Raw genomic sequence first — 17,858 nt, forward strand, 5'->3', positions numbered from 1 at the left:
GGCGCCCGGACCGGGGATCCCGGAGCGTTCCTCCGGGGCCCGCCTCCGGGCCCCGCCCGCCGCTACAGGCCGAGCTCGGCCGCCATCAGGTCGCCCGCCTGCTGCTCCAGCTGCTCGTCCGTCAGCCCGTCGTCGTCGGTGTCCGCCCCGTCCGGCACCGCGCCCAGCGGCGAGTCCAGCCGGACGTGCGCGATCAGCGACTGCAGCGCGCGCAGCACCGCCGTGCAGGTCGAGCCCCAGTTCGACAGGTAGGAGAACTGCCACCACCACAGCGCCTCCGAGACCCGGCCCTCGCGGTAGTGCGTCAGCCCGTGGCCCAGCTCGCTGACCACGCCCGCCAGGTCGTCCGAGATCCGGAACGCGCTCGGCTTCTCCGGCGGACCGTACGGGTCGAACACCTCGTGGTAGACGTCGATCGGCGCCAGCAGCACGGCGAGCCGCTCGCGCAGCTCCACGCCGTCCGGCTCCGGGCCCGCGTCCGGCTCGAAGCGGTCGTCCGGGAGCACGTCCTCGATCGCGCCCAGCCGGCCGCCGGCCAGCAGCAGCTGCGAGACCTCCAGCAGCAGCAGCGAGATCGCGCTGCCCGGCTCGTCGCCCTTGGCCACCTCGGTGACGGCCAGCACGAAGCTCTCCACGGAGTCCGCGATCTGCACCGCGAAGTCGTCCGGGGCCTCGCTCCGCCCGAGCGGGCCCGGCAGGTCGGGGGTGGTGTCGGTTCGGTCAGACATCGAGCAGTCGTCTCCCTTCGAACGCCCGGCCGAGGGTGACCTCGTCGGCGTACTCCAAGTCCCCGCCGACGGGCAGTCCGCTCGCCAGCCGGGTGACCTTGAGGCCCATCGGCTTGCACAGCCGGGCCAGGTAGGTCGCGGTCGCCTCCCCCTCCAGGTTGGGGTCGGTGGCCAGGATCAGCTCGGTGACCGTGCCGTCCGCGAGCCGGGTCATCAGCTCGCGGATCCGCAGGTCGTCCGGGCCGACCCCCTCGATCGGGCTGATCGCCCCGCCCAGCACGTGGTAGCGGCCGCGGAACTCGCGGGTCCGCTCGATCGCCACCACGTCCTTGGACTCCTCCACCACGCAGATCACCGCGAGGTCCCGGCGCGGGTCCAGGCAGACCCGGCACCGCTCGGCCTCCGCGACGTTGCCGCAGACCGCGCAGAACCGGACCTTCTCCTTCACCTGCTGCAGCGCGTGCGCCAGCCGGCGCACGTCCACCGGATCGGCCTGCAGGATGTGGAAGGCGATCCGCTGGGCGCTCTTCGGACCGACCCCGGGCAGCCTGCCCAGCTCGTCGATCAGGTCCTGCACCACGCCCTCGTACACCTGCCACGCCTTCCTTCGACCGGAGTCCGCCCCGGTGCCGTACCGGAGTCCGCTCCGGTGCCATCATCCAACGAATCGGGCGCCGGACACACCGCCCGACGCCCTACTGGCCCATAAATCACACAACCCGTGACCGGGGGTTCCGACCCCCGCACCGGGCGTGCCCGGACGGGCCGGGACGAGCCCGGACGTGCCCGGACGGGCCCGCTCCAGGCCCCGGAGGGGTCAGAACGGCAGACCGGGGATGCCGGTGCCACCGCCGCCGCCCAGGCCCTGGGTCAGCGGGCCCATCCGCTCGGCCTGCAGCTTCTGCGCCGCCGCACTGGCGTCGCGCACCGCGGCGAGCACCAGGTCCGCCAGGGTCTCGGTGTCCTCCGGGTCGACCGCCGCCGGGGCGATGTTCAGCGCGACCAGCTCGCCCGCGCCCGACACCGTCGCCTCCACCAGACCGCCGCCCGCCGAGCCGGACACCCGCGCGTCGGCCAGCTCCTGCTGCGCCCGGGCGAGGTCCTCCTGCATCTTCTGGGCCTGCTTCAGCAGCTGCTGCATGTTCGGCTGACCACCAGGGAACACGGGACTCTCCTCGATCCGTCGACACTCCACACACCGGCGCGACCCGACCGAAGCCGCCCGCACCGGCACCTCGCCCCCGAGCCTACGCGGCCGCCGGTCGGCCCCACGTCAGTTCCCGCCCGGACCGTCAGCCCTGGCGGTGGTGGATCTCCTCCAGCACCGTCGCCCCCAGCTCGCGGACGATCAGCTCCTGGGCGGAGAAGACGTCCTCCTTGAGATCCGGGTCGTCCTCCTCCGGGATGTCGTCCTCCGGCGCGACCTGCGGCTGCGACGACCGGTACGGCTGCGGCGGCGCCTGCTGGACCTGCGGGGGCTGCTGATACTGCGGGGGCTGCTGCACGGGCGCTGGCGCGGGAGCGGGCGCGGGGGCGGACACGGGCGCCGGGGCGGGCGGCTGCGCGACCGGCGCCGGGGCCTGCTGCACGGGCGGCTGCGGCTGCGGCTGCGCGGCCGGCCGGGGGGCCTGCGGAGCGCCCCAGCCGCCGGCCGCGGGCGCCGGCTGCGCGGGCGCCGCGGCGGACTGCGCCGACGGCGGGTTCGTCCCGCCCGAGGGGTCGACGATGCACTCCACCCGCCAGTCCACGCCCAGCGCGTCCGACAGCGCCTGCTTCAGCACCTCGTCGCTGTGGCTGCCGACGAAGCTGTCCCGGGCGCCCGCGTTCACGAACGACACCTGCAGCGTGCTGCCGTCGAACCCGGCCACCTGGCCGTTCTGGCTCAGCAGGATCCAGGTGAACCGGCGACGGTTCTTCACCGCCTCCAGGATCTGCGGCCACATCTGCCGGATCTGCGCCGCACCCTGCTGCGCCGCCGCCGACGGCTGCCCGCCGGCCGGCTGCGGCACCGGGACCGGGGCCGGCGCCGGGGCGGGGACCGGGGCCTGGGCCTGGGCCTGGGCCGGCTGCGCGGGCGCCGGGGCCTCCGGCACGGGGGCCGGCGCGGGGGCCGACTGCGGCGCCTGCTCGCCGGGCGCGAAGCTGCGCGGGATCGGCCAGGCGCCCGGGGCCGGGCCGGCCGGGGCGGGAGCCGCCGGGGCGGGGGCCGCCTGCACGGGGGCCGCCTGCACGGGCACGGGCTGCTCGGCGTACGGCGCGGGGGCCGGCTGCGGGGCCTGCGGTGGCTGCTGTTGGAACTGCGGCGGCTGCGCGGGGGGCTGGAACGCCACCGGCGCGGCGAAGCCGCCCGTCGCCGCCCGGCGCTCCAGCTTGTCCAGCCGCGCCTGCACCGACAGCTCGTCCCCGTACGCGCCGGGCAGCATCACCCGGGCGCAGATCAGCTCCAGCTGCAGCCGGGGGGCGGCGTTGCCGCGCATCTCGGTCAGGCCGGTGTTCACCAGGTCCGCGGCGCGGCTCAGCTCGGCCGGACCGAAGCGGTCGGCCTGCGCCCGCATCACCGCGATCCGGTCGGCCGGGGCGTCGATCAGGCTCTTCTCGCCCGCGTCCGGCACCGTGGCCAGGATCACCAGGTCGCGCAGCCGCTCCAGCAGGTCCGTCACGAACCGCCGCGGGTCGTGCCCGCCCTCGACCACCCGGTCGACCACCTGGAACACCGTCGCGCCGTCCTGCGCCGCGAACGCGTCCACCACCTCGTCCAGCAGCGTCGCGTCGGTGTAGCCGAGCAGCGCCGTCGCCATCGGGTACGTCACGCCGGCCTCGCCGGCACCCGCCAGCAGCTGGTCCATCACCGACATCGAGTCACGCACCGAACCCGCGCCGGCCCGCACCACCAGCGGGAACACCGAGTCCTCGACCTGGATCTCCTCCCGCCCGCAGACCTGCGCCAGGTAGTCGCGCAGCGTGCCGGGCGGCACCAGCCGGAACGGGTAGTGGTGCGTGCGGGACCGGATCGTCCCGATCACCTTCTCCGGCTCGGTGGTCGCGAAGATGAACTTCAGGTGCTCCGGCGGCTCCTCCACCACCTTCAGCAGCGCGTTGAAGCCGGCCGAGGTCACCATGTGCGCCTCGTCCAGGATGAAGATCTTGTACCGGCTGTGCACCGGCGCGAAGAACGCCCGCTCGCGCAGCTCGCGCGCGTCGTCCACACCACCGTGCGAAGCGGCGTCGATCTCGATCACGTCGATCGACCCCGGCCCGCCCGTCGCCAGGTCCCGGCAGGACTGGCACTCCCCGCACGGATCCGGCGTCGGCCCCTGCTCGCAGTTCAGGCAGCGGGCCAGGATCCGGGCACTCGTCGTCTTCCCGCACCCGCGCGGCCCGCTGAACAGGTACGCGTGGTTGACCCTGTTGTTGCGCAGGGCCTGCTGGAGCGGGGCGGTCACGTGCTCCTGCCCGATGACCTCCGCGAAGGTCTCGGGGCGGTAGCGGCGGTACAGGGCTAGGGACACACCCCCGAAGATATCCGGCCCGGCCGACAAACGCCGACGCCCGCCCGCGATCTCCCCCGGAAACGCAAGGACCCCCCGTGCACCCGCCAGAGCCCACCTACCCTTGCTGCCTTCCGGCCCTGGGGGGGTTCAGCGAGATAGCGCCACACGAGGGGCTGCCCCAAGAGTAGCGGATCCCCGCCCCCACTCCCCCCACCCACCCCCGACTCCGATCCGCAGGCCCCGCCCCACCACCCACCTGCGAGAGCGTGGTCGCAACCACCCCTCGACATGTACTAAGCTCTCCCACGGAGGATTCGCCTAGAGGCCTAGGGCGCACGCTTGGAAAGCGTGTTGGGGGCAACCCCTCACGAGTTCGAATCTCGTATCCTCCGCCTGATCGAAGGCCCGGACCGCTCAGCGGCCCGGGCCTTCGGCGTTTCCTGATGATTGATCAGAACGACTCGAGAGGGCATGTCGGAGATCGTGCCAGGAGCGCACCACGTCGGCCGCCAGCCGCAGGACCGCCCTCGTCGATCGGAGCAGTACGGCGGCGAACGCTATGAACCCGAGCGCTGCACCACCCCCTGCTGCTGCAGATCTCCACACGTCAGGTCCCTCCAGGCGCTCCCGCCATACTCTCGAACCACGGCACGGAAGCCCGCACCCCATTAGGTGCACCTGCACATTGACTTCGGAACGTATTCCGAAGTAGCGTGGCCGCATGTCCACTCTTACCGTGTCGTTCTCCGATCTGTCGAAGAACTCGAAGCGCGTCGCGGACACCGTCGAGCAGGCGCAGCGCGTCCACGTCACCCGTCGTGACGGCGAGGACCTGTACCTGACCACCGAACGCCACGACCGCCAGCGCGAGGAGACCGCCGATGTCACCGCGCGCCTGTTCGCAGCGCTGATCACCAGCGACGAGGGTGCGCGTGCGGTCCTCCTCGCCCTCCCCGAGGTCTTCCCCTGGACCCGGCACCTGTCGGCCGAGGAGGTACGCGAGTTCGTCGTCGACCTCGTGAACGCCACCCGTGACGTGGTGGAGCTGGACGTCCACGCCAACCTGCACCGGGTGATCGTCGAGTGGCGGGCAACCGCGAGAATCCTGGCGGACCCCGAACTGAGCGCCCGGCTCACCGAGCCGCTCCCGGGCGACGACCACGGCGAGGTGCTCGCCCCGTGAGCCCCAAGCGCGGAGACGACGTCCCGCCGCCACCGGTCGGCGACGCGTGGCGGCTGCGGTTCGCCACCAGCGAGGTCGCCAAAGGGTGGGGCGACCTCTGCACGGAGGCGCCGGGCAATACCCGGCGTTGCTTCGAAGCCCTCCGCGCCAATCCCCTGTCCACGAGCGACCCCGATCGGCAGCACCGCCTCCGAGGCCGCCTTGCGTCCCGTGCCCTCGGCAGGGAAGAACTACCGCAGTGGGAGTACGAGGTGACCGCCGGCGGACGCGTACGCCGCCTCGTAGATGAGCCGGGCCGGACCGTCCATCTCGTCTACGCCTCGCCCCGGCATCCCAAAGACACGGACAGCTGACCCACAGCGAAGCGGATCGATCCGGCTGCAGGCAACGGGCGGCGTGGTCTCAGTTCTGGTCTCATTCACCCCCGTCCAACCAGGTTCAGCCGCCGCCCAGCCGTGTGCTTCGCTGCAGTTCAGGACGGCCGTAGACCCCGGCGGACGGCGCTGAGGAGAATTGGAAAGCGTGTTGGGGGCAACCCCTCACGAGTTCGAATCTCGTATCCTCCGCCTGATCGAAGGCCCGGACCGCAATTGCGGCCCGGGCCTTCGGCGTTCTCCGCCTCGGCCATCGATCGTGTCGCGTGCACTCGCGCGCTGGTCTCGTGTCGGAAGGGCAGGACAGAATCACCGGAGGATGCCGCGCCGGGACCCACGCCGGGCGGTGGGGAACCTCCGGAGAGGGCGACATGCCGAAAATCTCGAAGGGACGGTGTGTCAGCCAGGCAGCCGTGAACGCGGTACGCACCCTCCTCGAGGAGCATGACCACATCGTCCAAGAGATATCCGGACAGAACGACTTCGGCGAAGACCTCTACGTTACGTTCGTCGAGGACGAGCACGTGACGAGCAACGTGATCAGGGTCCAGGTCAAAGGTGGGGACAAGTGGCGGCGGGCCAACGGCTACGCGGTACCCGTCAGCCGCCACGGCGACACCTGGGCGGACGGGAACATCCCCGTCTACTGCGTGGTGTACGACCCGGGCAACAAGCGGCTCTTCTGGGCGAACGCGACTCAACAGCTCCGCCGATCCGGCCCCTTCAATCGCCCGAAAGTGATCGGCGTCAGCCCCAACGCGGTACTGGCCGCCGCGACCATGGAGTCGTTCGTCGCACAGGCCCGTCGCTACGTGGGACGATACCGGGACAGGCAGGCCGTCCTCACCCACCTGGGAGAGATGTCCGGCGTCGAATTCGACCCGGCGGACCACGTCCTGCACATCGTCAACGGTTACGACGAAGACCTCATCTTCTGGGGAAGCCCAGGAGATGCACTCGCCACCCTGCTGCACAGTGCACTCGACTGGGAACCCCATCTCGTCAGCCTGGCGTCCCTGATGCGCTCCGAGATGCCGCCTCCGGACTTCGCGGCAGACGACGAGACCGCAGCTCGCATATGGAACGACCACGACCTGTCGTCAGCAGAAGACCTAGGGTTGAGTCGGGCGGAGACCATCTGGGTCGCCTCCTGCTTCATGTCCACTCGACAGGCGGACGAGGAATCGGAGACCGTCTTCGACTCTGACGACTGCGAAGGGTGCCCAAACTGTACAGGCGAAGAACCTGTGGAGCACGCCATCATCGCGGCAGACGTACTGCACGAGTACGTCATCGACCGCATCGTCACCTGGTTCGAGGCCGAGCCGGAACTCCTCCAGCGCTCGATCTCGGCCATGCGCGAGGAAGGCGACCTCGAACCGGAATTCGTGGCGGAACTCGGACCTCGACCCTGACGGTACGGCCGACGAGCACTACTGAATCCGGCTTCACTGCTGCGGCAGGGGCCCGACCCTAGCCGCACCCCTGGCCCGCTCGATAGATGTACGTTATTCTGTACGCCATGAAGACGATGAGTGCTACCGAGCTCCGCGGCAACCTTGCCGCCGCGCTGGACGCCGTCGAGAGTGACGCCGAAGAGCTCGTCATCACACGTGCTGGCCACGAGCCGCTGGTCGTCGTCTCGCTGGCCGAGTACGCCTCGCTCCGTGAGACCGATTACCTTCTGCGGTCCCCGGCCAACGCCGAACACCTTCGCCGCTCCCTGCAGGAGTACCGGGAAGGCCGTGCGGCGACCCGCGAACTGATCGACCCCGAGGACCTCGCCGAGCAGAGCGCGTGAAAGTCCAGTTCACCGAACACGGCTGGGCCGACTACCTGTCCTGGCAGGCGGACGACCGTCGGCTCCTCAAGCGCATCAACCTGTTGATCGACGACATCCGCCGAAACGGCAACGAGGGCATCGGCAAGCCCGAACCCCTGCGGCACGAGCTCGCCGGCGCCTGGTCTCGCAGGATCGACCAGGAACACCGCTTGATCTACGTCCTGGACGAGCAGGCCGACACCTTGTGCGTCATCGCCTGCCGCTACCACTACGGCAAGTGAGACACGGAGCCCCGTGGTCTCATTCCTGGTCTCGTTCACCCTGGTCCAGCCGGGTTCAAGCACCGTCCGACGCTTCGCCCGCTGCAGGTCGGGACAGCCGTGAACCCTGATGGACAGCGCTGAGGAGAATTGGAAGGCGTGTTGGGGGCAACCCCTCACGAGTTCGAATCTCGTATCCTCCGCCTGATCGAAGGCCCGGACCGCACCTGCGGTCCGGGCCTTCGGCGTTCCCTGCCTCAACAGCCGGAGCGGATTCACGGATCAGGCACCCTCCGGTTCAGCGTGACCGCGAAGGGAGCGCGACGTTCAAGTACTACTGCACCGGCTCGAAGAGTCCGTACGGCACGTACGCGGGGATCTCGACAAGGGCCAACCAGGCAAGCGCGTCCAGCTCCTCGTCTCACCCGGCTGCCGAACGGCGGATGTGCCCGCTTTTCCGGTGCTCGCTCCCACGAAGCCCGGCACGGTAATGGCCTGTGGCTGGCCGAGTACGATCCGCGAGGGTCTGCGGTGGGGGGACAACGGCAGGACGTGTCGAGCGGGACATGCAGCAGGTCAAGGACCTGACGCTCGTTCAGCGCTGCACCGGTGGCCGGGAACTGGCCCGGCCATCGTGCGTCTTGTGTGCGTGCCAGCCGTCGGCCGGCACCGGAGGGCGCCGTTTGACGGCCGGGCTGACTGCCAGGAGGCCGTGATCGCCGTGGGATTCGACGGACTCCTTGCCGGAGCGGTCTGGTCCTGGCGGGCGGCGGCGCGGTGCGGGTGGGAACGCCCAGGGGACGACGGCGGGGGCTCGGGATCCACGAGTCGCGCCCCTCCGTCCGTAGGTGCGGGGACGGCTCGCTGCGGTCCCGCGGGCGTTCCCGGTTACGGCTCCAGGCGGTGGGGTCCGCGGAAGAGGAAGGTGACTTCGCGGATGGTGGGGAGGCCCAGGAGCAGCATGAGGAGCCTGCCGAGGCCGAGGCCGAGGCCGCCGTGGGGCGGGGTGCCGAAGCGGAAGCAGTTCAGGTAGCCGGCGAGGGGCTCGGTCTCCATGCCCTTCTCGCGGGCCTGGGCGATGAGACGTTCGTGGCGGTGCTCGCGCTGGGCGCCGGTGGTGATCTCGACGCCCTTCCACAGCAGGTCGAAGGACTCGGTGACGGTGGGGTCGTCCTCGGGCCGCAGGTGGTAGAAGGGCCGGACCGAGGCGGGAAAGCGCGTCACGAACACGAACTCGTGCCCGGTCTCCTCCGCGACCAGGGCGCAGAGCCTGCGCTCGCCCTCGGGGTCGAGGTCGTCCTTGGCGCCCTCGGGGTCCCATCCGGTGGCCCGGAGCTTGGTGAGGGCGTCGGCCATGGTGAGGCGCGGGAACGGCGTCTCGGGGACCACGACTCGGGCGCCGAAGTGCTCGGTGACGGCGTCGCCGTGGCGCTCGGAGACCCGCCGGAGGACGCGCTGGAGGAGGCGTTCCTCGAAGGCCATGACGTCCTCGACGCCGTCGATCCAGGCGAGTTCGGCGTCGACGCCGGTGAACTCCGTGGCGTGGCGGGAGGTGAAGGACGGCTCGGCGCGGAAGACCGGGCCGATCTCGAAGACCTTGTCGATGCCGGCGGCGATGGCCATCTGCTTGTAGAACTGCGGGGACTGGGCGAGGTAGGCGGTGCGCTCGAAGTAGTCGACCTTGAACACCTCGGCTCCGGACTCGGAGGCGGTGCCCATCAGCTTGGGGGTGTGGAGCTCGGTGAAGCCCTCCTCGGCGGTGACCTCGCGCATGGCCTGCTCGACGGTGGTCTGCACCGCGAAGACCAGGTGCTGCGAGGGCCGGCGGATGTCGAGGAAGCGCCAGTCGAGTCGCTGGTCGAGGCCGGTGTGCTCGTCGATGGGCAGCTTCGGCTCGGCCGGGGAGACGACCTCGACGCGCTCGGGGACGATCTCCAGGCCGCCGAGCTTGACCTGCGGGTTGCCGACGACCTTGCCGGTGATCTTCACGGCGGACTCGGCGGTGACGCGCTCGAAGGCGGCCTCGATCTCGTCGCCTTCGCCGCCCCGGGCGTGGGTGACCTGGATGAGGCCGGTGTGGTCGCGGACCAGCACGAACTGCATGCGCCGCTGGAGCCGGAGTGTGTTGATCCAGCCGTAGACGGTGACCGTCTCGTCGAGGTGGCTGGGCAGGTCTGCGACGAGGGTGCGCGTCATGGCTGGCAACTCCCTGGTTGCGGGCGCGTTGGTCGCGCCGATGGCGTCGGGCGGTAGACGGCCGCCCGGGGGGACTGGCTCACCGTAACCGAACCCGTCCCTCCGGTGCGGCCGAATTAAGCCGTTCGCGATCATGCGAGACCGAACGCACCTGAGGGGAAAGGGAGTTCGTAGCGGTCGATGATCTCGTGGAAGCCGACGTGGACATCGATCAGCCCGTCGAGGTCGTACCGGAACGGGGATGTCCGCCCGCTTGACGACGCACGGGGTGAGGACGGTCTGACCTTGCGGTCCTTCCCGGTCGCAGTCTCGTTCGTCCCCGTCCGGCGGGGTGCGGGAAAAGCCCTGGCTCCTTGGGCGACCGCCCGTTCGCCGGGTCGGCGAAATCCCGTTCCCGCGCCGTCGGCCGTCCGCCGCGCATTCTCCGTCCGCCGATTCGGGAGGGCCCGGGTCGGTGAAACCACGCGGGGGGGAGAGTGCGTGGGCGAAGTTACACTCACCGGCCATGACGAAATTCAACGCCCTCGCCGCGTCCGTCCTCGCGGCGGCCCTCGTGGTCGCCGTCGCGCCCGGTACCGCGGGGGCTGCGGCGAGCCCCGCGGCGAGCCCCGGGCCGCTGGTCACCACTGGTCCGGTCTTCAACGATCCGACCGACCCCGCCAAGCAGGAAGCGATATTCGGGTACCTCTCGCACCTGATCGACGGCGCGCTGCCCGGCTCGACCATCATGACCTCGCAGTGGGCGTTGAACTCCGACTGGCTGGCCGACCGGCTGTCCGCCGCGCACCTCCGCGGGGTGAACGTCCAGGTGCTGCTCGACCACACCAGCGTGGACACCCCGGCGGGCGCCCAGGCCCACGGCAGGCTCGTGACCGGGCTGGCGCAGGCGAGCAGCGCGACGTCATGGGTGCGCGTCTGCCCGCTGCACGAGGCGTGCCTGGCCAAGGACCCCAACCCGGCCGACACCTACTACAGCAACAACCACAACAAGTTCTGGCTGTTCTCCTCCACCACCGGCAGTTCCACCGGCACCGTGCCGGTCGACAACGTGGTGGTGCAGACCTCGGCGAACCAGACGCCGTGGGACCGGCAGACGGCGTGGAACGACGCGATGACCGTGGCCGGGAACGCGGACCTGTTCGACGACTACGCCGGCTACTTCGCCACCCTGAGCGCCGCCCAGCAGGGCCGCACTCCGCAGGTCGCCGACTATCCGGTGGCGTACCAGGCCGGGCCCGCCAAGGTGTACTTCTTCCCGCGCGCCACCACCGACCCGATCGTCGACATCCTGAACACCGTCGCCACCCCGGTGAACGGCCAGCCGGCCTGCTTCGGCAACTCGGCCGGCTACGGCACGACCGACGGGCGTACGGTGATCCGCGTCGCCATGCACCACATCAGCCGCATCGAGGTGGCCAGGAAGCTCTGGGAGCTCGACAACGCCGGCTGCTACGTCGACGTCGTCTACCGCATGGTGGACACCATCGGGACGAGCGTCCTCACCCAGCTCACCCAGCCCACCCGGTACGGCGGGATCGCCCTGCACCAGCTGAACGACGACGTGGCCGGGCACACCGCGACCCACTCCAAGTACCTGCTGGTGGAGGGCGGCTACAAGGGGCTGCCGAACCAGAAGATCGTCTGGACCGGCAGCCACACCTACACCTACATGGCGCTGACCTCGAACGACGAGGCGCTGCTCAAGTACGACGACCCGGCCGTCCACGACGCCTACCGGTCGAACTTCTGGGCCCAGCGGGCCGCCGCCGACGCGCAGAACGCGCCCGCCGCCACGCCGTCGCCCTGACGGCGCTCCCCGGACGGCGGGTCGGCTGCGCGGGCCCGTCGTCCTGCTCCGCCGCGCACGCGTCTCCTCGCCGGGGCGACCCCGGCGGACACACGCCAGGAGCCGGCAGCCGGCAGCCGGGATGCCGGGGGCGGTCACGGCACGGCCGACGGCATGGCGAACAGCCGCCTGGCGGACCGGTGCGGCGGTGCGGTGCCCGCCGCGCCTGGCGCGTGGTGGAGGTCCCCGGGACGATCAGAGGTTGAACATCCCGCGGTAGGGCTCGGCGATGCGCTCCTGTCGTGATCCGAAGTCGACCAGGACGGCGCTGTCGCCCTCGACGCCGATGACCCGGCCGAGGCCGTAGGCGTCGTGGGTGACGCGGTCGCCGACGGCGAAGTGCTTGCGGGGCGCCTCGGCCTTGGCCTTGAAGGGGCTGGTGGGCAGGTGCCGGCGAACTGCTTCAGGCTTTTTCATCAAGTCCAGTATGCGCCGTGGAGGGCGGGTGGCGCCCCCTCCGGGCCGTCACAATTGCGGATGCCCGATATGTAGGGATGTGTCGAACGGCACTCCCGGCGGGGGCGCCCCCGGCCCGCCGCCCGCCGGTCCGCCCGCCGGGCCGGGTGCCGCAGCGGGCCGGACCAACCGCCGCGGGCCGCACGGGGGTTGGCGCACGGGCCGGGCCCGGGCCGGCGGACCGGGGGCGGCGGCCGCCGAAACCCGGGGGGAAATGTCCCCCCGCTGCGGACTCCGGGCTGCTACAGTCGAAGAAGTTGCAGTAGTGGTTCCCATGAACTTTGTGTGCGCCTGCTGATGTATCGCGGGCGCATTTCTGTTTTCCGGACGTTTTCCGGGCGGGTGCTCATCACGGTGACTCGGTCCCCGTAACGTGCGGGTTCCGGAAGGTCCCTTGAAGGAGATTTTTTACATGGCTAATGGCACTGTGAAGTGGTTCAACGCGGAAAAGGGCTTCGGCTTCATCGAGCAGGACGGCGGCGGTCCGGACGTGTTCGCCCACTACTCGAACATCAACGCCTCCGGCTTCCGCGAGCTGCTTGAGGGCCAGAAGGTCGAGTTCGACGTCACGCAGGGCCAGAAGGGCCCGCAGGCGGAGAACATTCGCCCGCTGTAGTTCCCACTGCCACGGCTCACGCCTGGCAGCGAGGGGCCCGCGCCGCGCACCTGGTGCCCGGCGCGGGCCCCTCGGCTTTGCCCCGCGCACGCGCGTCGCGTCGCGCACCGGTCTGCCCCGCGCACGCGCGTCGCGTCGCGCACCGCACCGCGTACCGCACGCACATCGCGTACCGCGTACCGCCCACGCGCCTCGGGCGCGCCCGCTCCGAGGAGGGCCCTCCGCATGAACCGCTCCAGCCGCTCCCCGCGCCGACGCCACGGTTCCGGCCCCGGCTCCGCACCGGGCGGCGGGGCGGGATCCGCCTCCCGGCAGGAGTTCGCGGTGCCCGTGAGCACCGTGCCCGCGCTGCCCCCCGTCGACTCGTTCGAGGAACTGGAGCTGCCCGGGGGCCTGTTGACCATCCTGGCGCGGCGCGGCGTCACCAGCCCCTTCCCGATCCAGGCCGCGACGCTGCCGAACTCGCTGGCCGGCCGCGACGTGCTGGGACGGGGCCGGACCGGCTCCGGCAAGACGCTCGCGTTCGGCCTCGCCGTGCTGGCCCGCACCACCGGGCAGCAGGCCGAGCCGCGGCAGCCGCTCGCGCTGGTCCTGGTGCCCACCCGCGAACTCGCCCAGCAGGTCACCGAGGCCCTCACCCCGTACGCCCACGCGGCGAAGCTGCGGATGGCCACCGTGGTCGGCGGGGTGCCGGTGCGCCGCCAGGCGCAGGTGCTCAACCGCGGGGCGGAGATCGTGGTCGCCACTCCCGGCCGGCTGGGGGACCTGATCGAGCGCAGGCTCTGCCGGCTGGACCGGGTCGCCGTCACCGTCCTCGACGAGGCCGACCAGATGACCGACATGGGCTTCCTGCCCGACGTCACCGCGCTGCTGGAGCAGGTCGCCGAGGGCGGGCAGACGATGCTGTTCTCCGCCACCCTGGACCGCAACGTCGACAGCCTGGTGCGGCGCTTCCTGAAGGACCCGGTCACCCACTCGGTGGACCCCTCGGCGGGGGCGGTCGGCACGATGGAGCACCACGTGCTGCACGTGCGGGGCGCCGACAAGGACGCCACGATCGCCCACATCGCCTCCCGCGACGGCCGGGTGATCATGTTCACCGACACCAAGCACGGCGCGGACCGCCTGGTCGCGGCCCTGCTCGCGAACGGCGTGAAGGCCGCGGCCCTGCACGGCGGCAAGTCCCAGCCGCAGCGCACCCGCACCCTGGAGCAGTTCCGCGGCGGCCTGGTGGACGCCCTCGTCGCGACCGACGTCGCCGCCCGCGGCATCCACGTCGACGGCCTCGACCTCGTCGTCAACCTCGACCCGCCCGCCGACCACAAGGACTACCTGCACCGCGGCGGACGCACCGCGCGGGCCGGCGAGTCCGGCACCGTGGTCACCCTGGTCCTCCCCAACCAGCGCCGCGGCACGGCCCGGATGCTGGCCACCGCCGGCATCACCCCCGTCACCACCGAGGTCCGGGCCGGCGGCGCGGACCTCACCCGGATCACCGGCGCCCGCATCCCCACCGGCGTCCCCGTCACCATCCCCGACCCGGTCGTCGAACGCCCCCGCCGCCCCCGCCCGACCGCCCGCACCCGCTACGGCCGCCCGGCCGCCCCGGGCCGCCCCCGCCCGGCCGCCAACGGCTCGGGCGGCACCGGCGGCGCAGGCGGCGCCGCGTCCCGGTCGCGCGGCGCGTAGCGGCGACGGCGGGGCGCCCCGCGGATCAGGGGATCTGGCGGTAGATGTCGCCGCGGTGGCCGACGGTCAGGACCCAGACGATCAGCTGACCGTTCTCGACGGTGTAGACCACCCGGTGGTCGCCGACGCGGAGGCGCCATCGGGCCGCGTGCCCTTGGAGTGCCTTGAGGTCGAACGCCGCCGTGTCGCCGTCGTCCATCGCCTTTTGCAGTTCGGCGAGCCGACGCAGAATGCGCAGGGCTTCGGGGCGCTCGATCTTCAGCAGTTCCCGCTGAGCGCGCGCGGTGAAGCGCGTGACATGGCCCATCGGGCGTCAGTCCTGCTGGCTGCGGAGGAGTGCTGCCATCTCCTCCAGGGAGACGGAGCCCTGCAGGCCCTCCGCCTCGGCCTCGTCGGCGAGCCTGTTCAGCCACGCCTCCTCGGCGGCGTCCGCTATCCGGCAGAGGCGCCGGTACTCCTCGATGTCGACCACCACGGCCTCCTGCCTGCCGCGCCTGGTGATGATCGTCGGCGTCTCCTCGCGACGCGCCCGGTCGATGACGTCGGCGAGGTGGCCGCGGACCTCGGCCATGGACTCGATCACGGGCTCACTCATGCCACGAATGTATCAGATGCACTGGATGTAGCAGATGTACATCAAGGCGGCCCGCGATTGGCCGGCTCCGATGGACCAGCGACTGCGGCCCGGGCCCACCGATCCGGCAGGCCCGAACGGACCGCCGTGTTCCACCCGACCCGCCGTCACCGTCGCCCTGCCGGCCGCGGAGGCGCCGGTACTCCTCGACGTCGATCATCATGGCCCGCTGCTTGCCGCGCCCGGCCCATCGGCCAGTCGGTCGCGGAAGGTCGGGCACTCGACGATGTCCGGTCGTCCGCAGCGCAGGGCGTGGGCGAGGAGTCGTTCGGCGTGGTCGAGGTCGGCGCGGCGGCGGTCGATCTCGGCGAGTTTGGCGCGGATCATCGCCTGCCGGTGCGGCCGCTCGCGTTGGAACTCGGCGACCTCGGCCAGGCTCAGGCCGGCCCGCTGGAAGGTGCGGAGCAGGACGATCCGCTCGGCGGCCCGCGGCGGGTAGCGGCGCTGGCCGCCCTGGCGCTCGGGGGCGGGCAGCAGGCCGTGGCGCTCCCAGAAGCGGATCGCGGACGCGGGGACGCCGGTGGCGGCGGCGAGTTGGCCGATGGTCAGGCGCACGGGGCTCTCCTCCCGGGGCGGTGCTTGACTTGAACCCTAGTTCACGTCGCAGAGTGGCCGTCAGCTGCGGCGGAGGCGAACCGGCCACCGCCACGAGGGAGTCGGGGTCCTGTGATGACGGATGCGACGGGCCGGCGGAGCCGGGCGGACGGGCTGGTCGAGGCGGCCCGGGAGCTCTTCGCGGCGGGGGTGATGTCGCACTCCGGGCACGCCAACCTGAGCGCCCGGATCGACGGCGACCGCTTCCTGCTGACCCCGGGGTACGTACGCGGCCTGACGGCCGGGCAGTTGGCGGTGGTCGGGCTCGACGGGCGGCTGCTGGAGGGCGAACTGCGGTCGGTCAGCGCCGAGATCACCACCATGCACGCCGCCGTCTACCGGGCCCGGCCCGGGGTCGGCGCGGTCGTGCACACCCACTCGCCCGCCACGACCGCCTTCGCGGTGGCGCACCGGCCGCTGCCCTGCCGCACCGAGCCGATGCTGCGCTTCGGGCAGCCCGAGGAGGTGCCGGTGGTGCCCTGGGGGCCGCGCGGGTCGGACGTGTCGGTGCGGGGCATCGCGGACGTGCTGGAGCGGCGTCCGACCACCTCGGCGGTGCTGCTGGCCAACCACGGGCCGCTGGTGTTCGGCCCGGACCCGGACGCGGCCTGGCGGCTGGTGGTCGCGATCGAGGAGAGCGCCGAGGCCGAGCTGGCCGCCGCCGCGATCGGCGGGGCGGTGGACTTCCCGCCCGGCGCGCTGGCGGACGTCCGGGCCTCGATCGCCCGGGCCGCGTCGTGACCGGCGGCGTGGCCGGTACGGGCGGCGGTACCGACGGCGGGGCGCGGGCCGAGGCGCTGCGGGAGCGCTACCGGGAGACGCTGGGCGCCGTCCCGCCCGCCGTGGAGGACCGGCTGCGGGTGGCCCTGGCGTTCGGGCGGCTGCCCACCGAGGAGGCGTTCACCGCGCTGCGGCACGTCGTGCTGGCCGACAGTCCGCTCGGTGGGCGGGTGCAGCAGCTGGTCCACTTCGGGCAGTTGCTGGCGCTCGGCCGGGCCGAGCCCGCCCGGATCCACGCCCGGGGCGCGCTGCACGCGGGCGCCTCGCCCGCCGAGCTGATCGGCGTCGCGGAGACCGCGCTGATCACCTCGGGCACGCCCGCGTACGCGCTCGGCCTGGAGATCGTCGTCGAGTTGCTGTCCGATCCGCCGACGCCCGGGACGGGCGGGGCTGACCGCCGCTCGCCGTGCCGAGTGGGCGGGCAGGCCGGAGGATGGCAGGGTCCGGTATCCCCGTTGGGCCAGGAGGGTTCCCGTGAAGGAGCTTGAGTTCACCCAGAAGCGGACGCTGTCGCGGACCGAGGCCGCCGACCAGTTGGAGGCGCTGGCGGCCGCGATCAGGCGGGGCGGGCAGGCCGAGCTGGAGCTCGGGCCCGGCCGGCTGACCGTGCGGATCCCCGACGAGCTGCGGACCGAGATCGAGGTCGAGCTGGACGGCGACGAGATCGAGCTGGAGATCGAGATGTCCTGGCGCACCGGGCAGCCGGAGGGCTCCGGGGAGTCGGCGGACTGAGCAGGGCACGGAGGAAGCGGAGGGCCGAGCGGAAGGCCGACCCGGCTGCGCGACGAGGGCGTCATCAGGGCGTGGGGCCTCGGCGTCGACCGCACCGAGCCGATCGAGCCGGCCGCCGGGCCCGACCGGGTCCGGGCCCTCGTCGGCGGCTTCGGCTCGCGGCCCGGCCGGCTGCCGTCCATCCCCGGGAGCACCGCGTTCGCAGGCGGCCGGGTGCGCCGGCTCGCCGACCCCGGGGGCGAGGTCATCGTCGAGCGGCCGGTCGGCTTCGACGAGGCCGAGCGGTCGTACGGCTGCCCGATCCGGCAGGCCCCGTTCCCGGTCGAGCTGTTCACCCGGGTCTACGCCGACGGCCTGGACGCCCCGCACCGGGCACCGGCCGGCTGAACCGCCCGGACGCGCCGGCGGGCGCCCGGGCATCCGGGCATCCGGGCATCCGGGCATCCGGGCATCCGGGCATCCGGGCATCCGGGCATCCGGGCTTGACCCTGACACC

General features: G+C 72.1%; 20 protein-coding genes, 1 tRNA gene, 1 other RNA gene and 1 pseudogene. 12 read left to right on the forward strand and 11 right to left on the reverse strand.

Annotation, left to right across the window (positions count from 1 at the left end; all coding sequences use genetic code 11):
* Positions 1 to 62: 62 nt before the first annotated feature.
* The 5 genes from KSE_RS18085 to ffs form a co-directional block, all read right to left on the reverse strand.
* Positions 63 to 728, reverse strand: coding sequence for a DUF5063 domain-containing protein (locus KSE_RS18085; protein ID WP_014136775.1), 666 nt, complete (start codon positions 726 to 728; stop codon positions 63 to 65).
* Positions 721 to 1,320, reverse strand: a complete 600-nt coding sequence (gene recR, locus KSE_RS18090; RefSeq protein ID WP_014136776.1) for a recombination mediator RecR — start codon at positions 1,318 to 1,320, stop codon at positions 721 to 723. Before recR ends, KSE_RS18085 begins: the two co-directional genes overlap by 8 nt.
* 225 nt (positions 1,321 to 1,545) lie before the next feature.
* Positions 1,546 to 1,869: a YbaB/EbfC family nucleoid-associated protein gene (locus tag KSE_RS18095; RefSeq protein WP_202523916.1), complete on the reverse strand. Its 324-nt coding sequence runs from the start codon at positions 1,867 to 1,869 to the stop codon at positions 1,546 to 1,548.
* A gap of 151 nt (positions 1,870 to 2,020) precedes the next feature.
* Entirely contained in the window at positions 2,021 to 4,237 is a 2,217-nt protein-coding gene (locus KSE_RS18100; RefSeq protein ID WP_014136778.1) for a DNA polymerase III subunit gamma and tau, read from the reverse strand.
* Between the two features lie 66 nt (positions 4,238 to 4,303).
* An RNA gene (ffs, locus tag KSE_RS39245) (signal recognition particle sRNA small type) lies at positions 4,304 to 4,394 on the reverse strand.
* Between the two features lie 132 nt (positions 4,395 to 4,526).
* Here ffs and KSE_RS18105 point away from each other — a divergent pair.
* The 5 genes from KSE_RS18105 (at position 4,527) to KSE_RS18125 (ending at position 7,840) form a co-directional block, all read left to right on the forward strand.
* Positions 4,527 to 4,611 (forward strand) — tRNA-Ser (locus KSE_RS18105).
* A gap of 329 nt (positions 4,612 to 4,940) precedes the next feature.
* Positions 4,941 to 5,402, forward strand: a complete 462-nt coding sequence (locus tag KSE_RS18110) for a hypothetical protein (RefSeq protein WP_014136779.1) — start codon at positions 4,941 to 4,943, stop codon at positions 5,400 to 5,402.
* A 787-nt stretch (positions 5,403 to 6,189) separates the two neighbouring features.
* The gene (locus KSE_RS18115; RefSeq protein WP_014136781.1) at positions 6,190 to 7,191 is read left to right on the forward strand and encodes a DUF4365 domain-containing protein; all 1,002 of its coding nucleotides are present in this window, start codon (positions 6,190 to 6,192) and stop codon (positions 7,189 to 7,191) included.
* 107 nt (positions 7,192 to 7,298) lie between these two features.
* Positions 7,299 to 7,577 (forward strand): type II toxin-antitoxin system Phd/YefM family antitoxin, encoded by a 279-nt coding sequence (locus tag KSE_RS18120; RefSeq protein WP_014136782.1) that lies wholly within the window; start codon positions 7,299 to 7,301, stop codon positions 7,575 to 7,577.
* Entirely contained in the window at positions 7,574 to 7,840 is a 267-nt protein-coding gene (locus KSE_RS18125; RefSeq protein WP_014136783.1) for a Txe/YoeB family addiction module toxin, read from the forward strand. Before KSE_RS18120 ends, KSE_RS18125 begins: the two co-directional genes overlap by 4 nt.
* Positions 7,841 to 8,153: 313 nt before the next feature.
* Here the strand turns inward: KSE_RS18125 and KSE_RS44770 are convergent.
* Positions 8,154 to 8,237: pseudogene (locus KSE_RS44770) on the reverse strand (NUDIX hydrolase); the annotation flags it as partial.
* A gap of 470 nt (positions 8,238 to 8,707) precedes the next feature.
* Positions 8,708 to 10,015 (reverse strand): aspartate--tRNA(Asn) ligase, encoded by a 1,308-nt coding sequence (aspS, locus tag KSE_RS18130; protein WP_014136784.1) that lies wholly within the window; start codon positions 10,013 to 10,015, stop codon positions 8,708 to 8,710.
* 505 nt (positions 10,016 to 10,520) lie between these two features.
* Between aspS and KSE_RS18135 the strand changes: the two genes are divergently transcribed.
* Complete coding sequence (locus tag KSE_RS18135) at positions 10,521 to 11,822, forward strand: phospholipase D-like domain-containing protein (RefSeq protein WP_014136785.1); 1,302 nt, start codon at positions 10,521 to 10,523, stop codon at positions 11,820 to 11,822.
* A gap of 234 nt (positions 11,823 to 12,056) precedes the next feature.
* On the opposite strand, the gene KSE_RS18140 is transcribed toward KSE_RS18135, so the two are convergent.
* Positions 12,057 to 12,278, reverse strand: a complete 222-nt coding sequence (locus tag KSE_RS18140; RefSeq protein ID WP_014136786.1) for a hypothetical protein — start codon at positions 12,276 to 12,278, stop codon at positions 12,057 to 12,059.
* A gap of 451 nt (positions 12,279 to 12,729) precedes the next feature.
* On the opposite strand from KSE_RS18140, the gene KSE_RS18145 reads away from it, so the two are divergent.
* Both KSE_RS18145 and KSE_RS18150 read left to right on the forward strand, forming a co-directional pair.
* Positions 12,730 to 12,933, forward strand: coding sequence for a cold-shock protein (locus KSE_RS18145; protein ID WP_014136787.1), 204 nt, complete (start codon positions 12,730 to 12,732; stop codon positions 12,931 to 12,933).
* Between the two features lie 225 nt (positions 12,934 to 13,158).
* Positions 13,159 to 14,622, forward strand: coding sequence for a DEAD/DEAH box helicase (locus KSE_RS18150; protein ID WP_014136788.1), 1,464 nt, complete (start codon positions 13,159 to 13,161; stop codon positions 14,620 to 14,622).
* 25 nt (positions 14,623 to 14,647) lie between these two features.
* On the opposite strand, the gene KSE_RS18155 is transcribed toward KSE_RS18150, so the two are convergent.
* From KSE_RS18155 to KSE_RS18165, 3 genes are all read right to left on the reverse strand, one after another.
* On the reverse strand, positions 14,648 to 14,929 hold the full coding sequence (locus tag KSE_RS18155) for a type II toxin-antitoxin system RelE family toxin (RefSeq protein WP_014136789.1): 282 nt from the start codon (positions 14,927 to 14,929) through the stop codon (positions 14,648 to 14,650).
* A 6-nt stretch (positions 14,930 to 14,935) separates the two neighbouring features.
* Entirely contained in the window at positions 14,936 to 15,217 is a 282-nt protein-coding gene (locus KSE_RS18160) for a type II toxin-antitoxin system Phd/YefM family antitoxin (protein ID WP_202523323.1), read from the reverse strand.
* 198 nt (positions 15,218 to 15,415) lie between these two features.
* The gene (locus tag KSE_RS18165) at positions 15,416 to 15,811 is read right to left on the reverse strand and encodes a MerR family transcriptional regulator (RefSeq protein WP_014136791.1); all 396 of its coding nucleotides are present in this window, start codon (positions 15,809 to 15,811) and stop codon (positions 15,416 to 15,418) included.
* A 114-nt stretch (positions 15,812 to 15,925) separates the two neighbouring features.
* Here KSE_RS18165 and KSE_RS18170 point away from each other — a divergent pair, with 114 nt between their 5' ends.
* The 4 genes from KSE_RS18170 to KSE_RS44775 all read left to right on the forward strand — a co-directional run bounded on the left by KSE_RS18170 (position 15,926) and on the right by KSE_RS44775 (position 17,749).
* Positions 15,926 to 16,591, forward strand: a complete 666-nt coding sequence (locus KSE_RS18170; protein WP_033259604.1) for a class II aldolase/adducin family protein — start codon at positions 15,926 to 15,928, stop codon at positions 16,589 to 16,591.
* Positions 16,588 to 17,118 carry a carboxymuconolactone decarboxylase family protein gene (locus KSE_RS18175; protein WP_014136793.1) on the forward strand — a complete coding sequence of 177 codons (531 nt, stop codon included), beginning with the start codon at positions 16,588 to 16,590 and terminating at the stop codon, positions 17,116 to 17,118. Before KSE_RS18170 ends, KSE_RS18175 begins: the two co-directional genes overlap by 4 nt.
* The gene (locus tag KSE_RS18180; protein ID WP_014136794.1) at positions 17,105 to 17,362 is read left to right on the forward strand and encodes an amphi-Trp domain-containing protein; all 258 of its coding nucleotides are present in this window, start codon (positions 17,105 to 17,107) and stop codon (positions 17,360 to 17,362) included. Before KSE_RS18175 ends, KSE_RS18180 begins: the two co-directional genes overlap by 14 nt.
* A 213-nt stretch (positions 17,363 to 17,575) precedes the next feature.
* Positions 17,576 to 17,749 (forward strand): hypothetical protein, encoded by a 174-nt coding sequence (locus KSE_RS44775; protein WP_014136795.1) that lies wholly within the window; start codon positions 17,576 to 17,578, stop codon positions 17,747 to 17,749.
* The last annotated feature ends 109 nt before the right edge of the window (positions 17,750 to 17,858 follow it).

The organism is Kitasatospora setae KM-6054 (genome assembly GCF_000269985.1).
GTDB lineage: Bacteria > Actinomycetota > Actinomycetes > Streptomycetales > Streptomycetaceae > Kitasatospora > Kitasatospora setae.